Here is a 14724-nt window from a genome sequence, read left to right on the forward strand (position 1 = left end):
TCGGTTTCTCGAGGGGGATTGCATGACCGGACAGCTCAACCGGATCGACGTCACCGTGCTCCCGCTGAGCTGGACGAAACCCCTCCCGCCGGAGGCCGGTGGCAGTTGGTCACCGGCCCCCTCACCGGACGGCACGCACTGCGCCTACCTCTCCGACCGCGGCAGCCGCCCACAGGTCTGGGTGCAGCCGGTCGGCGCCGAGCTGGCGTTCCTCGTCGACACCGGGCCGGAACCGGTCACCGCGGTCCAGTGGTCCACCGGCGGCGGCTGGCTGGCCTGCCAGCTCGCCCCCGGCGGCGGCCCCCGGCACGAGATCTGGCTGATCCGGCCGGACGGCTCCGAGCTGCACCAGGTGGCCGGGTTCGGCACCGACGACGCCGACAACATGCGCTGGCTGCCCGGCCGGTCGCTGCTGGCGCTCACCGAAAATCTGACCACCGCGCTGCTCATCGACCCGGTGCACGACACCCGCTCGGTGGTCGCCAAGGGTTCGCTGATCTCGCTGCTCGACATGTCGGCGACGCACGCGCTGCTGCGGCTCGGCCCGCGCGGCGACCGCCAGGTGGTCACCCGCGACCTGGCCACCGGCGCCGACACCGTGATGGCGCTCGGCGAGCAGGCGATCTTCGCCCCCGACGGCTCGGTCTACGCCCGGTCCGAGGCGGGCGAGTTCCCGGCCCTGATCCGGGTCGCGCCGGACGGCGGCGTGACGGTCGTCGCGGCCGCCGCCCGGGCCGAGGTGGAGGCGTTCACGCTCACCGCCGACGCGGCCACCGCCGCGGTGCTGTGGAACGTGCGCGGCGGCGAGTCCGAGATCGAGCTCATCGACCTGCGCGACGGCACCCGGCGCCGGGTGGAGCCGCTGCCCGCCGCCGTGGCCTCCGACCTGACCTGGAGCTTCGACGGATCGGGGCTGGCCTTCACCGCCGAGGGGCCGGGGCAGCCACACGGCGTCTGGCTGCACTCGTTCGACGGCACGCGAGCCGTTTCCGCCGCCGGCCCCGCGCCCGGGTCGGTGCATCCGACACTGGAGGTCTTCGCCGCGCACGACGGGCTGGAGCTGAGCGGCTGGCTGTTCCGCCCGGCGGGCGACGGCCCGCACCCGACCGTGCTGTGGTTCCACGGCGGCCCCGAGGCACAGGAGCGGCCGGGTCATTCCCCGCTGTTCCAGTCGCTGGTCGACCGCGGGATCGCGGTCTTCGCACCGAACGTGCGAGGTTCCTCAGGCTTCGGCAAGTCCTTCGTGAACGCCGACAACGGCGTGCTGCGCTACGCCGGCATCGAGGACGTCCGGTCTTGCGTCCGCCACCTGGTCGCCACAGGCGTAGCCGACGAGTCCCGGATCGGCTGCATGGGCCGTTCGTACGGCGGCTACCTGACGCTGGCCGCCCTGACCCGCTTCCCCGACCTGTTCGCGGTCGGCATCGACGTCTGCGGCATGTCCAACTTTTCCACGTTTTATCAGCACACCGAGCCGTGGATCGCAGCCGCCGCGGTCTCCAAGTACGGCGACCCGGTGACCGACGCCGCCCTGCTGGCCGACCTCTCCCCGATGACCCGCATCGACCGCCTCCAGGCCCCGCTGATGATCGTGCACGGCGAGAACGACTCCAACGTCCCACTGATCGAGGCCGAACAGGTGGTAGCCGCCCTCACCGAGCGCGGCATCCCCCACCGCTACCTGCTGTTCCCCGACGAGGGCCACCAGCTCCTGCACAGCTCCTCCCGAGCCGAATACCTGCACGAGACCCTCGATTGGCTGACCGAACACCTGCGGTGAGCGCCGCCCATCCTGAGCAGCGAAATCGAACATATGTTCTATGCATCCCCGGGCGAACACCGGTAGGATTCAAAGTCAAGCGACACGCCCAGCCGGCGTCCCAGGGCGCTGGGCCCATCTCGGTACTGTCGCGACAGGCGCGGGAGGAGGTGCCAAATGAGTTCGGTTCATGACGTCGCCGCGGCGGTGATAGCTCAACTCGGCGGCATCACCGCGATGAAGCTCGAGAAGCTTGTTTACTACTGCCAAGGCTGGCATCTCGCCCGGCATGGGGTTCCACTCTTCGACGAACCCATCGAGGCATGGCGTCAGGGGCCGGTCGTCCCGGCCCTCTTCCGTCAGCATCGCCGGCAACGCACCGTTTCTGCCTGGCCCTCCGGAGACTCCGGCCAACTGACGCCTGCACAGCGCGAAACCGTCGACTGGGTGACCATTGAGTACGGCAAGTTTTCTGCCATCGAGCTCTCCCAGATGACCCACAGCGAGTTGCCCTGGCGAGTCGCCCGCGGCACCCTTCCCGATTCCGCGCGATCGACAGCCCAGTTGAGCACCAGCATCATGAGAAACTATTACTCACGGCAATTGGCAGATCCCGAGACTGCCGTCGCTCTCGCCACGGCCAACGCCGCCCTCGAGGGTGTGGAGTTCGACGACGAATGGCAAGACCGGCTCCGCGACGTGGCATCGGGGTTGGTTTCAGCCGACGACCTCATAGCCGCGGAAATAGCGCGGATAACCGGTGGATGACCCGTACACCCAACCAAATTCCGATTGCCTGATCAACAAACTCGGCCTCACTGACGCAAACAAGCTGGCCGACGCCGAGTTCCGTCTCGTCTCGATTCGCGACGTCCAAGCCGCGCGCGCTTCCATACCGGGCGACTTCGGGCTCAGCCACCTGCAGGAGTTCCACCGCTTCCTGTTCCGGGACGTGTACGAGTGGGCCGGCCAGACTCGCAGGGTCGACATCAGCAAGCCTGGCGCCTATTTCTGCCACTGGCGCTACGTCGATGACGAGGTCGGTGCCGTACTGTCCGAACTCGCCACGGAAGGTTACCTGGTCGGCCTCAATCGGGAGGCCTACCTTTCGCAACTTGCCCATTTCTATGGTGAGCTCAACACCAGGCATCCTTTCCGCGAAGGCAACGGACGAACATTGCGCGCCTTTCTGCGGCAGCTGAGTGCCGCGGCCGGTTTCCAGCTCGACTGGTCGGAGCTCAGCAAGGCCGAGAACATCGAGGCATGCCGAATTCACTTGAACACAACGGACACCACGATGTTGAAACAGGTCCTGGATCCCGTGGTAAGGCGTATCAATTGACCGAGACCGAAAACTTGAGGTGACGTCGTCGCTCACCGCGCGGGTGAGGTCCTCTCCCCCGGGAGCGCTCCCGGGAGCGTGATCCACTGACCCGAAGTTTCACTTGGACTACCGCGCGTGCGGGTCGAGGATGGACCGGGGGTGGGGGCCACCCGCGCCGACGACGCAAGGGGAAACAGTCATGGCGAAACCAACGATCGTCCTCGTTCACGGAGCATGGGCCGACGCGTCCAGCTGGAACGCTGTCGCCGCCGAGCTGCAGAGTCAGGGATTCACCGTTCTCGCACCGCCCAACCTGCTACGCGGGCCGGCGCAGGACGCCGCGTACATCTCGTCGTTCCTCGCTCAGCGCACCACCGGGCCGGTCGTCCTGGTCGGGCACTCCTACGGCGGTTTCGTCATCACCAACGCCGCCCTCGGTGGCGGTGACGTGCGCGTCCTGGTCTACGTCGACGCGTTCATCCCCGAGGAGGGCGAGTTCGTCTTCCAGATCCTCGGCGGCTCCGGCTCGGCGCTCGCGGTCCCCGATCCCACCACGGTCCTCGACCTCGTCGGCTACCCCGGCGCGCCCGAGGGCGACGTGGAGGCGTTCCTGAAGCCCGACACCGTGCACCACTCGTTCGCCCAGGACCTGCCCGAGGCCGACCGGTGGCTGATCGCCGCCGGCCAGCGCCCGATCACCCTGAGCGCCAACACCACCCCGTCGGTGACCGCGGCGTGGAAGACCCTGCCGAGCTGGGCGGTCATCGGCACCGACGACCTGGTCATCCCGGCCGACACCCAGCGCTCGATGGCCGAGCGGGCCGGCGCCAAGATCACCGACGTGGCCGGCTCGCACGTGTCGATGGTGTCCCACCCGCAGATCACCGTCGACACGATCCTGGCCGCGGCCGCCCACATCAGCGACTGACCGGCAGGCTGCTCACGATCGCCGCCTCCGCCTGGGCCCACGTCGCGGTGTGCCGCACCCAGGCGGGTGGCGGGGTGCGCTGCGGCCCGAAGAGGTAGCGATGTTCGACGACGCCGCGCAGCGCCTCGTGGACGTCGAGCTTGTCGTCCACGAAGTGGGTTATCGCCAGCTCGGCGCAGTGCCGGGCCTTGTCTCGCCGTGCGAGGCAGAAGCGGACATGGTCGCGGGGTATGCCGGTCCGGGCGAAGAAGTCGTGGTGGTCAAGCCACCGCCGGGTGCTGCGCTGGACCCGCTCGCCGCACTTCGAGACCAGCCAGACCTGCTCGAAGTGCGGCACCAGCCGGGCCAGCGCGTCGAATGCGCCCGGCACGGCCGGCGTGGCCAGCATCCGGGCGGTGTCACCGCTGAAGAACTGGGTGTCGCCGCCGCCCGGGCCGCCGCCACCGATGATGACCCGGCCGATGTCGACGCCGAGTCGCATGTCATGTGTGTTCATGCCGTCAGCCTGCGGGCCACAAAGCTATTGCAGAACTATCGATGACGGCACAGCTATAGTCCTTAGCTATGGATGTCTCGGCCGACGCGCTGGCCTCGTTCGCCGTCTTCGCCGACCATCTCAACTTCACCCACGCCGCCGCCGAGCTGCACATCTCCCAGCCGGCCCTGCACGTGAAGATCCGCAAGCTGGCGCAGGCGCTCGGCCGCCCGCTCTACCACCGCGTGGGGCGGCGGCTCGTGCTCACCGCCGACGGCGAGGCGGTGGCCCGCTTCGCCCGCGCCCACGACGAGCGGATGGCCGACTTCCTGGCCGAGTTCGCCGGCACCGCGCCGCGCCGCCCGGTGGTGCTGGCGGCCGGCCAGGGCGCCTACCTCTACCTGCTCGGCGACACGATCCGGGCGGCGCTGGCCGACGAACCGACCCGGCTGCGCCTGATCAACTGCGACCACCGGCAGATGCTGGCCGCCGTCCGCAACGGCCAGGCCCACCTCGGCGTGGGCGTGCTCGACGTGCTGCCCGACGACCTGACCGCGGCCGAGCTGGCGTCGTTCCCCCAGGTGCTGCTGATGCCGGACGACCACCGTCTGGCCCGGCAGGACGCGGTGACGCTGCCCGACCTGGCCGGTGCGAGCCTGGTCGTGCCGCCCCAGCACCGCCCGCATCGGGCGCTGCTGGAACGGGCGCTGCGCACCACCGGGACACCGTGGACGGTGGCGGTCGAGGCCGAGGGCTGGCCGCTGATCACCCACTTCGTCACCCTCGGCGTCGGCCTGGCGATCGTCAACGGCTGCGTGCCCGCCCCGCCCGGCGTGGTCGCCCGCCCGGTGACCGACCTGCCGCCGGTCACCTACCACGTGGTCCACCAGCCGTCGGCCCGCGCCGACCCGCGGGTCGCCGCCCTCCTCGAGCGCATGCGGGCCCCGAATAATCCGGATGCCACCGCCGCGCTCGCTCCGTAGGGTCGGCGGCATGCTGTGGGATGCCGAGACCGCCGCCCAGTACGACACGCCCGGCGAGGGCATGTTCTCGCCGGAGGTGCTCGATCCGACCGTCGATCGGCTGGCCGCACTGGCCGGCGGCGGCGCCGCGCTGGAGTTCGCGGTGGGCACCGGGCGGGTCGCCTTGCCGCTGGCCGCGCGCGGGGTGCCGGTGACCGGGCTGGAGATGTCCGAGCCGATGATCGAGCGGCTGCACGCCAAGGACCCGGCCTTCCCGGTCGCGACCGGCGACATGGCCACCACCCGGGTGCCCGGCGAGTTCACCCTGGTCTACCTGGTCTTCAACACCATCTCCAACATCCTCACCCAGGCCGGCCAGGTGGAGTGCTTCCGCAACGCGGCCCGCCATCTGGCGCCGGGCGGCCGGTTCGTGATCGAGCTGTGGGTGCCGGAGCTGCGGGCGCTGCCGCCGGGCCGCACCGCCTCGGTCGGGGTCAACGAGCCCGGCTACATCCTGCTCGACACCTACGATCCGCTGAACCAGCAGGTGGTGTCGCACCACTTCCGGTTCGACGAGACCCGGCAGGCGACGCTGGGCCGCTCCCCGCACCGCTACATCTGGCCGTCCGAGCTCGACCTGATGGGCCAGCTGGCCGGGTTCGAGCTGGAGTCCCGGCACGCCGACTGGGCCGGCAGCCCGTTCACCGCCGACTCGTACTCGCACGTCTCGGTCTACCAGCTCCAGCCGCCGGCCCACTCCTCCAGCGGAGCGAGCGTGGCGAGCAGCGTCCGGCCCTGACCGGTGAGCTGATAGCCGCGGTCGGTGCGCTCGACGATCGCGGCCTCGCGCAGCTCGGTCAGCCGCTCGGTGAGCACGCTCGACGAGACACCGTCGCAGCGTTGCTGAAGAGCGCGGAACGTCGGCACCGGATCGCCGCGCAACTCCCACAGCACCCGCAGCGTCCACCGGCGACCGAGCAGGTCGAGGATCGCCATGATCGGCCGCCCGGTGCGGGATCCCCGGACCGGGCGCCCCGGCAGCGGAGCGGTCACGCAAGGGCCTCCCCATCGATGCTTCTTTTTCCGAAGCACCGATGTTAGCGTGCCATCATGCTTCGGAATCCGAACCACCCGCGGGTGTCACCGGCCGAGCCGCCCTACGACGACGAGACCGCCGCCGCCCTCGCCGCCCTCGGGCCACCGATCGCCCTGTTCCGCACGTTCGCCCGCCGCCCCGACCGGGCCCGCGGCATCCACGGCTGGGGCAGCTACTACCTGTCCCGCCGGTGCGCCCTGTCGCTGCGCCACCGCGAGCTCGTCATCGACCGGACCACCGCCCGATGCGGCGCCGAGTACGAGTGGGGCATCCACATCGCGGTGTTCGCGGCCAAGGCCGGCCTCACCGGCGAGCAGGTCCGTTCGCTGGCCACCGGCACCGCGACCGACCCGTGCTGGACCGATCCCGGCGATCGGGCGGTGCTGGCCGCGGTCGACGCGCTGCACACCCGCAACGACCTGACCGACGACGAGTGGGCCGACCTCACCGCGGCCACCGGCCCGGACGGCGCCATCGACCTCATGCTGATCTGCGGCTGGTACCACGCGATCTCCTACGTGGCCCGCGCCCTCCGCCTCACCCCGGAGCCCGGCTCACCGGAGTGAAACCCGAGGTCAGTGGTCGGCGAGGGCCACGCGTCCGTTGCGCAGGGAGACGCTTTGCCTGGGGCGTACGCCTAAAGCCGTCGCCGTCACCAAGAGGTCGTGGTCGCGGCGGACGGCGAAGCCGTTCGACGCCAGCAGGTGGGCCATGGCCGTCGGGCGCCACGTGGAGCGCCACGGCTCGGCCGCCCACGGGTTGACCTTGCGGGCCGCCGCGCCGATCACCTTGCGGGTGACGCCGGCGAGCAGCGACGGTGCCTGGTAGTTGACGATGAGCCGGCTGCCGGGTGCCGAGCGGGCGGTGATCGCGGCGACCGTGGTGGCGACCTCGGGCCGGGTCAGGTAGGGCACGACGCCCTCCCAGATCCAGGTGGTGGGCTCGTCGTCGCGCTGCCCGGCGGCCTTGAGCGCGTCGGTCAGGCGGTCCCGGGCGAAGTCCACCGGCACGAACCGCGGCGGCTCGCCGTCGAGGGCCGCGGCCCGATCGCGTTTCTCCTGCTGGGAGGCCGGATGGTCGACCTCGTAGACGGTGGTGCCGGGCAGGTCGAGGCGCCAGGCCCGGCCGTCCAGACCCGCCCCGAGGATGACGAGCTGGCTGGTCGGCGCGGTGCGGACGGCATCGTCGATGGCGACCGTGCGCGGCACGACGACCTCGCTGCCGGCCCGGATCATCTCGAACTGCAGGCGCGCGGCCAGGTCTTTGGGGGGCTGCTCATCGCGTACCCGTAAAACCTGCTCCTGCTCCGCCTCGCGCAACAGAAGCATGGCGGTCGGATCCGCGAAGCGGTCCGGCGCGATCCGGCCGTGCGCCACCGCCCGGCTCTGGCAGACCAGGACGGCCGTACGGCTGGCGCGACGCTCGGTCACGGCATGATTGTGCCCGACGCCCCGGGGATGAAACAGGGCCCCACGGCCCGGGGACGAAACAGCGGCGGCTGCCGTCGCGCTGAACGAGCGGCTGAAGGTGGACGCGGACTCGCTGGTTTCGCGATAAGGGCACAGCGGCCGCACAGCCGCCTCATGGGTGGCGGTCCTACCGTCGAAACATGATGATTCTGGTGCTTTTCGCGATGCTGGGGATCGGGGTGGCGGCCCTGGTAGGCGGCGGGCGCCGCGGCGCCACGTCCCGGAACGACCAGTCGGTGGCGGACGCGCGGGCGGAGGCGCAGCGGTGGTACGAGCGGCTGGGCGGGCAGCTCGTCAACCTGTCGGCGGACAGCGCGGTCGCCCGGCAGGCGCTGGCCGACGCGGCCGAGCGGCACCAGGCCGCCGGCTCGCAGCTCGCCACCGCCAACACGATCGTGCAATACCAGCTGGCGCAGGAGACGGCGCTGGAAGGGCTCGCCTACGTCCGGGCGGCGCGCACCGCGCTGGGCCTCGACCCCGGACCGGAGCTGCCGCCGCTCGCGGCCGCCCGCGGCGTCGGGACGATCACCGAGGAGCGCGAGGTGAACGGCTACGTGGTCGGGCCGCGCTCCAGCGCCGCCACGCCCTACTACTACCCGGGTGGCTACGTCCAGGGCCGGCCCGTCCCGGCCGGGTGGTACTCGACGCCCTGGTGGAAGACGGCGCTGGGAGCGGCGGCCGGCACGGTCGGCGGCATGCTCATCTTCGAGAGCCTGTTCGGCCATCACGGTCCAGGGGGCTTCGGCGGCGGCCCCGGCGGCCCGGGCGGATTCGATCTCTTCTAGAGAGTCGACGTGAGCAGGCGCACGTGTGGCATTGGCCCCGATTCGTTGTCGGGGCCAAGCAACCGGAGAAGGCTTTGCTTCCGTACGCGTAGTAAGGGGCGAACGGAAGGCGGGACATGTCCATGCGACCCGGCTGGCGGGCCTGGGCGGTGTGGGCGGTTGGCCTCGCCGCCTACATCATGGCCGTCCTGCACCGTACCTCCCTCGGGGTGGCCGGGCTCGATGCGCAGGACCGTTTCCACGTCGGCGCGGGCGCGCTCGCCTCGTTCGCCGTCCTCCAGCTTCTCGTCTACGCCGCCCTGCAGGTGCCGGTCGGGCTGCTGCTCGACCGGTTCGGGTCGCTGCGGCTGGTGGTCAGCGGCGGGCTGATCATGGCGGCCGGGCAGGCCCTGATGGCCACCACGCACGGCGTCGAGGGGGCGGTCATCGCCCGGGTCCTGGTCGGCGCGGGCGACGCGATGACGTTCATCAGCGTGCTGCGCCTGGTGCCGCGCTGGTTCCCGGCCCGGCGGGTGCCGGTCCTGACCCAGCTGACCGGGCTCGTCGGCCAGGCCGGGCAGGTGCTCTCCGCCGTACCCCTGGCTGCGATGCTCGCCGGACCTGGCTGGACCACCGCGTTCCTCGGCGCCGCCGGCGCCGGTGTGTTCGTCGCCCTCGCCGCGTTCGCCGCCCTGCGCGACACCCCGGAGCGCAAGATCAGCACCGGCCCGCCGATCACCGTGCGTCAGCTCGGCACCGACCTGGCCGGCGCGTGGCGGCACCCCGGCACCCGCCTCGGGCTGTGGAGCCACTTCACCACCCAGTTCACCGGCACCGTGTTCGCCCTGATGTGGGGTTTCCCGTTCCTGATCGCCGGCGAGGGCCTGAAGCGGGAGACCGCGAGCACGCTGCTCACCGTCTTCGTGCTGGTCGGCATGGCGGCCGGCCCGATCATCGGGACGCTCGTGCAGCGCTACCCGCTGCGCCGCTCGTACCTGGTGCTCGGCATCGTCGGCGTGAACGCGGCGGCCTGGGGCATGGTGCTGCTCTGGCCCGGCCATGCGCCGCTGCCGGTGCTGGTGCTGCTCGTGCTGGCGCTCGGCCTCGGCGGCCCCGGCTCGATGATCGGCTTCGACTACGCCCGGACGTTCAACCCGCCGAACCGCCTCGGCACCGCGACCGGCGTGGTCAACGTCGGCGGCTTCGTCGCCTCGCTGGTGACCATCGAGCTGATCGGCCTGATCCTCGACGCGCGCACCGGCGGACGTGCGGATTACGACATCGGCGACTTCAAGATCGCGATGTCCGTGCAATATCTCATCTTCGCCGTCGGCCTGATCGGGATCCTGCGTAACCGCAGGCTGGCCCGGCGACACCTGGCCTCGGAGGGGGTTGTCATCCGTCCATTGAGGGTGGTGCTGGCCGAGCGACGGGGTTTAGCGAAGGCCCGTGCGGTAAAGGCAGAGACCTTATCCAGAGGACCCCAGTAGAGAGCAAGAGGAGGACATGACCGAGCACGCACCGGACCGGATATGGTCCGGCATCGACATCCCGAAGACCATTGCCGGAGTGCTGGCTGCGGTGTCGGCGGCCGTTGTCGGGTCGTTCACCGGCGTGGCCGGAACTCTGGTCGGCGCCGCGGTGGCGAGTCTGATCGGCTCGGTAGGGACCGAGATCTACCACCGCTCGCTCAACCGGGGCCGCAAGAAGATCGAGGGCACGTTCCTGGCGCCGGCCGCGGTCGGCACACCGCCCGTGGAGGCGGCGGCCGAGGACAAACCGTCGGCCCCACCGACCCCGCGCAACATCCGCTGGGGGCGGGTGGCGATGGTGGCCGGGTCGCTGTTCGTCCTGGCCATCGGCACGCTGACCGCCGCCGAGCTGGTCTCGGGTAAGTCGATCGCCGACGCCACCCGTGGCGGCAGCGGCGACTCCACCACGGTGAGCAGCCTGTTCTCGGACAAGAGCGGCTCCGAGGAGTCGACGCCGGCCGAGTCGCCGTCGGTCTCGCCGACGTCAACGCAGCCGGCCGACCAGAACCCGACCGATCAGCCCACCCAGCAGGCGACCACCGACCCGGCGACCACCGACCAGCCCACCGAGGCGCCCGCCACCGATGCTCCTACGGGCGGCACCGATTCTGGCGGCACCGGCACCGGCACCGGCACCGACTCCGGGAATGCTCCGAAGTCGGACACCCAGGGCGCGGATACTCAGAACCTGAACGACGGGACGGAGTAGTCAGCATGGACGCCAGAGACATCCTTACCGACGCCTTCGGGCGTCTGCCCGACCTGGTGCACGCCGCCGTGCACGACCTGACCCCCGAACAGCTCGGCTGGGCCCCGGCGCCCGGCGCCAACTCGATCGGTTGGCTGGTCTGGCACCTCACCCGGGTGCAGGACGATCACGTCGCCGACCTGATCGGCACCGAGCAGATCTACCTCACCGGCGAGTGGGCGCCGCGCTTCGGCGCGCCCGCCGACCCGTCGGACATCGGCTACGGCCACTCCGCGGCCCAGGTCGCGGCGCTCGCCCCGGAGAGCGCGCAGGCCCTCGAGGACTACTACCGGGCGGTGCACGAGCGCACAGGTGAGTTCATCGCCGGCCTGACCGAGGACGACCTGGACCGGGTGGTCGACAAGGCCTGGGATCCGCCGGTCACGCTGGGCGTCCGGCTAATCAGCGTGGTCAACGACGACGCCCAGCACGCCGGTCAGGCGGCCTACGTCCGCGGCCTGCTCTGAGTGCGTTTTCTTGCGGGTACGCGGTGACCACCGCGTACCCGCCTTTTCATGCCCACGCCCGGGACCGCGACGCCGCGTAGTCAGGCCGAGGACGGCTCGGTGAACGGGAGCCGGACCAGGAAGCGGGTGTCGCCCGGCTGCGACTTCAGGACGATGTCGCCGCCGTGGCCGTTGACCACGATGCGGTAGGAGATGTCCAGGCCCAGGCCCGTTCCCTCGCCGACCGGCTTGGTGGTGAAGAACGGCTCGAAGACCCGCTTCTTCAGGTCCTCGGGCACGCCCGGGCCGGTGTCGCCGATCGAGACGACCAGGTAGTCGTCGTCCTTGTAGGTCTTGATGGTCAGCGTGCCGACGCCGTTCATGGCCTGTACCGCGTTGTCGATCAGGTTGGTCCACACCTGGTTGAGCTCGGCCGGGTGGGACGGGATCTGCGGGAGCGTACGGTCGAAGTCCTTGACCACCGTGATGCCGTCGCCGATCTTGTGGTTGAGCATCACCAGGGTGGATTTGAGGCCGCCGTGCACGTCGATCCACTGGTGTGCGGCCCGGTCCATCTGCGAGTACTGCTTGGCCGCGTTGACCAGCGACGACACCCGGCCGGTGGCGTCCTCGATGTCGGTCATCAGCTGCTCGGTCTCGAGCGCGTAGCCGATCCAGTGGATGGCCTGGTCGAGCAGCTCGGGCGAGCCGACCTTGACCACGATGTCGTCGAGGCAGTCGAGGTCGATGCCGGCCTGGGCGAACACCGGCGCGATGTCCCAGCCGCCGGTGACCTGGTGCTGGTCCATCCAGTCGCCGAGCTCGTCCTCGCGGTCGGCGGCCTGCATGGCGGTCAGCGACGGCGCCTTCGAGGCCTTCTCGATGACCTCCTCCTGCAGCTCGACGAGCGCGTCGAGCCGGTCGGCGGGGACCTTGCCGGAGGCGAGCTTGCCGAGCTTGTGCCGCATGCCGGCAACCCGCTGACGGAGCACGGCGGTGGCCCGGGAGGCGGCCGCGGCCGGGTTGTTGAGCTCGTGCATGAGGCCGGCCGACAGCGCGCCGAGGGCCTGCAGCCGCTGCCGCTCGCTGATCGCGGCGGCCGAGCTGCGCATCCCCATGACCAGGCCTTCGAGCAGGTGGATCGCCATCGGGAACCACTCGCGCATCATGTGCCCGAAGTCTTCCGCCGACATCACGAAGAAGTCGGCGTCGTCGAGCGCCCGCATGGTCGCCTGGTTGGTGCGGAGCACGCCGTCGTCGCGCAGGTAGGACTGGGTGGCGCCCATGTAGACGCCGCGCTGCTCGGTGCGGACCGTCTGCACCTCGTCCTGGCCGACCTTGCGGGTCAGCGCGATCGTGCCGCTGAGCAGCACGTAGAACTGGTCGGCCGGGTCGCCCTCCCGGCACACGACGCCGCCGGCCGGCATGTGCATGGTGCAGCCGTGCGCGGCGATCCATGCGAGCTGCTCGTCGGTCAGCTTCTCGAACAGGAACAGGGTGCGAAGCTCGGCGGTCGTCAACATGCCGGGCTCGCAGGGGACCAACTTGACTACGTCAGTCATTACTGCGCCTCCAGGTAACGATGGACCAGCGTGACGGCCATCGCGCCCTCGCCGACCGCCGAGGCCACCCGTTTCACCGAGTTGGCCCGGACGTCGCCGGCGGCAAAGATGCCGGGAACACTGCACTCCAGGTAGAACGGATCGCGGTCCCGATCCCATCCCGCCGGACGGGATCCGTTGGCCAGCAGGTCGGGGCCGGTGAAGACGAAACCCTTGTCGTCGCGGGCCACGGTCTCGCCGAGCCAGTCCGTACGCGGCTCGGCACCGATGAAGATGAAGAGCGCGCCGCATTCGACGGTGGTCTCCAGCGTGCCCTTGTTCTCGCAGATGGTGATGGCCTGCAGGTGGCCGTCGCCGTGCGCGCTGAGCACCTCGCAGCGGGTCCGGACCTCGATGTTTTCCGTTTGGCCGAGCTGCTGGATCAGGTAGTACGACATCGACGCCTCGAGCGACTCGCCGCGAACCAGCAGCGTGACCTTCTTCGCGTAGCGGGCGAAGAACAGCGCGGCCTGCCCGGCCGAGTTGGCGCCGCCGACGATGTAGACGTCGGCGCCCGCGCAGGCCGGCCCCTCGGTGGAGGCGGAGCCGTAGTAGACGCCGGAGCCGGTGAGCCGGGCCACCCCGTCGGCGGACAGCGGGCGGTAGGCGACGCCGGTGGCGAGCAGGATCGCGTGCGCGGAGATCTCGCCGCCGTCGGCGAAGGTGAGGGTGCGGGCCGAGCCGTCCAGCCGCAGGCCGGTGACCTCGCGGGTGTTGACCACCTCGGCGTCGAACTTGCCGGCCTGCCGGCGGGCCCGGTCGGTGAGCTGGGCGCCGGAGATGCCGTCCGGGAAGCCCAGGTAGTTTTCGATCCGGGAGCTCTGCCCGGCCTGGCCGCCGACCGCCTGCCGCTCGACCATCAGCGTCTTGAGGCCCTCGGAGGCGCCGTAGACGGCGGCGCCGAGCCCGGCCGGCCCGCCACCCACGATGATCAGGTCGTAGAAGTCGCGGCCGGGGGTGGTGGACAGGCCGGCCGCCTCGGCGACGTCGGCGGTGCTCGGCCGGGCCATCGCCCGGCCGTCCGCGGTGACCACGAGCGGCACCGACTCGGCGCCGACCCCGGCCGCCTCGAGCAGCCGGCGGCCTTCCGGCTCGTCGGAGGCGAACCACCGATAGGGCACCAGGTTGCGGGCCAGGAAGTCGCGGATCGCGTAGGACGGCTCGCTCCAGCGGTGCCCGACGACCCGGATGTCCTCGATCTCCCGGTCGCCGGTGACCTGCCACGCGTCGAGCAGGGCGTCGAGCACCGGATAGAGCTTCTCCTCCGGCGGGTCCCACGGCTTGAGAAGGTAGTGGTCGACGTCGACCACGTTGATCGCCTGGATGGCGGCGTCGGTGTCGGCGTAGGCGGTCAGCAGCGCCCGGCGGGCGTTGGGGAACAGGTCCATCGCCTGCTCCAGGAACTCGATGCCGTTCATCTGCGGCATCCGGTAGTCGGCCAGGATGACGGCCACCCGGCCGCCACGCAGCTTCAACTCCTTGAGGGCGTCGAGCGCCTCGGAGGCCGAGGAGGCGCGCACGATCCGGTATTGCTCGCCGTATTTACGGCGCAGGTCGCGGGCGATGGCCCGGGACACCGAGGGGTCGTCGTCGACGGTCAGGATGGCGGGATGGCCCATG

16 protein-coding genes are annotated in these 14724 nt (G+C 70.7%); 11 read left to right on the top strand and 5 right to left on the bottom strand.

The features are described from left to right. Positions 1–22 precede the first annotated feature (22 nt). The 4 genes from Adu01nite_RS17495 to Adu01nite_RS17510 all read left to right on the top strand — a co-directional run bounded on the left by Adu01nite_RS17495 (position 23) and on the right by Adu01nite_RS17510 (position 4011). Positions 23–1780, top strand: coding sequence for a S9 family peptidase (locus tag Adu01nite_RS17495; RefSeq protein WP_203727947.1), 1758 nt, complete (start codon positions 23–25; stop codon positions 1778–1780). A gap of 156 nt (positions 1781–1936) precedes the next feature. Continuing rightward, positions 1937–2527 carry a Panacea domain-containing protein gene (locus Adu01nite_RS17500; RefSeq protein ID WP_203727948.1) on the top strand — a complete coding sequence of 197 codons (591 nt, stop codon included), beginning with the start codon at positions 1937–1939 and terminating at the stop codon, positions 2525–2527. Then, on the top strand, positions 2520–3101 hold the full coding sequence (locus Adu01nite_RS17505; protein WP_203727949.1) for a Fic/DOC family protein: 582 nt from the start codon (positions 2520–2522) through the stop codon (positions 3099–3101). Before Adu01nite_RS17500 ends, Adu01nite_RS17505 begins: the two co-directional genes overlap by 8 nt. 181 nt (positions 3102–3282) lie before the next feature. Beyond that, complete coding sequence (locus Adu01nite_RS17510; RefSeq protein WP_203727950.1) at positions 3283–4011, top strand: alpha/beta fold hydrolase; 729 nt, start codon at positions 3283–3285, stop codon at positions 4009–4011. Here Adu01nite_RS17510 and Adu01nite_RS17515 read toward each other — a convergent pair. Beyond that, entirely contained in the window at positions 4001–4507 is a 507-nt protein-coding gene (locus tag Adu01nite_RS17515; RefSeq protein WP_203727951.1) for a hypothetical protein, read from the bottom strand. The genes Adu01nite_RS17510 and Adu01nite_RS17515 overlap by 11 nt on opposite strands. A gap of 68 nt (positions 4508–4575) precedes the next feature. On the opposite strand from Adu01nite_RS17515, the gene Adu01nite_RS17520 reads away from it, so the two are divergent. Then, on the top strand, positions 4576–5469 hold the full coding sequence (locus tag Adu01nite_RS17520) for a LysR family transcriptional regulator (protein ID WP_203727952.1): 894 nt from the start codon (positions 4576–4578) through the stop codon (positions 5467–5469). A 10-nt stretch (positions 5470–5479) separates the two neighbouring features. Then, a complete protein-coding gene (locus tag Adu01nite_RS17525) occupies positions 5480–6247 on the top strand; it encodes a methyltransferase domain-containing protein (protein WP_203727953.1) in 768 nt (255 codons plus the stop codon). Here Adu01nite_RS17525 and Adu01nite_RS17530 read toward each other — a convergent pair. Beyond that, a complete protein-coding gene (locus tag Adu01nite_RS17530; protein WP_203727954.1) occupies positions 6181–6501 on the bottom strand; it encodes a winged helix-turn-helix transcriptional regulator in 321 nt (106 codons plus the stop codon). The genes Adu01nite_RS17525 and Adu01nite_RS17530 overlap by 67 nt on opposite strands. A 57-nt stretch (positions 6502–6558) precedes the next feature. Between Adu01nite_RS17530 and Adu01nite_RS17535 the strand changes: the two genes are divergently transcribed. Further along, positions 6559–7110, top strand: coding sequence for a carboxymuconolactone decarboxylase family protein (locus Adu01nite_RS17535; RefSeq protein ID WP_203727955.1), 552 nt, complete (start codon positions 6559–6561; stop codon positions 7108–7110). A 9-nt stretch (positions 7111–7119) separates the two neighbouring features. Here Adu01nite_RS17535 and Adu01nite_RS17540 read toward each other — a convergent pair whose 3' ends face one another. Next, positions 7120–7974: a class I SAM-dependent methyltransferase gene (locus Adu01nite_RS17540; protein ID WP_203727956.1), complete on the bottom strand. Its 855-nt coding sequence runs from the start codon at positions 7972–7974 to the stop codon at positions 7120–7122. Between the two features lie 179 nt (positions 7975–8153). Here Adu01nite_RS17540 and Adu01nite_RS17545 point away from each other — a divergent pair, with 179 nt between their 5' ends. The 4 genes from Adu01nite_RS17545 (at position 8154) to Adu01nite_RS17560 (ending at position 11524) form a co-directional block, all read left to right on the top strand. Then, positions 8154–8798 carry a DUF2076 domain-containing protein gene (locus Adu01nite_RS17545; RefSeq protein ID WP_307836638.1) on the top strand — a complete coding sequence of 215 codons (645 nt, stop codon included), beginning with the start codon at positions 8154–8156 and terminating at the stop codon, positions 8796–8798. Positions 8799–8914: 116 nt separating this feature from the next. Next, a complete protein-coding gene (locus Adu01nite_RS17550; protein WP_203727957.1) occupies positions 8915–10267 on the top strand; it encodes an MFS transporter in 1353 nt (450 codons plus the stop codon). Between the two features lie 16 nt (positions 10268–10283). After that, positions 10284–11018 carry a superantigen-like protein SSL4 gene (locus Adu01nite_RS17555; RefSeq protein WP_203727958.1) on the top strand — a complete coding sequence of 245 codons (735 nt, stop codon included), beginning with the start codon at positions 10284–10286 and terminating at the stop codon, positions 11016–11018. 5 nt (positions 11019–11023) lie between these two features. Then, positions 11024–11524, top strand: a complete 501-nt coding sequence (locus Adu01nite_RS17560; protein WP_203727959.1) for a mycothiol transferase — start codon at positions 11024–11026, stop codon at positions 11522–11524. An 80-nt stretch (positions 11525–11604) separates the two neighbouring features. Here the strand turns inward: Adu01nite_RS17560 and Adu01nite_RS17565 are convergent, their stop codons facing one another. Both Adu01nite_RS17565 and Adu01nite_RS17570 read right to left on the bottom strand, forming a co-directional pair. Continuing rightward, positions 11605–13065 (bottom strand): ATP-binding protein, encoded by a 1461-nt coding sequence (locus tag Adu01nite_RS17565; RefSeq protein ID WP_203727960.1) that lies wholly within the window; start codon positions 13063–13065, stop codon positions 11605–11607. Next, the gene (locus tag Adu01nite_RS17570; protein WP_203727961.1) at positions 13065–14723 is read right to left on the bottom strand and encodes an NAD(P)/FAD-dependent oxidoreductase; all 1659 of its coding nucleotides are present in this window, start codon (positions 14721–14723) and stop codon (positions 13065–13067) included. Before Adu01nite_RS17570 ends, Adu01nite_RS17565 begins: the two co-directional genes overlap by 1 nt. Position 14724: the final 1 nt, after the last annotated feature.

This window comes from Paractinoplanes durhamensis (assembly GCF_016862175.1).
GTDB lineage: Bacteria > Actinomycetota > Actinomycetes > Mycobacteriales > Micromonosporaceae > Actinoplanes > Actinoplanes durhamensis.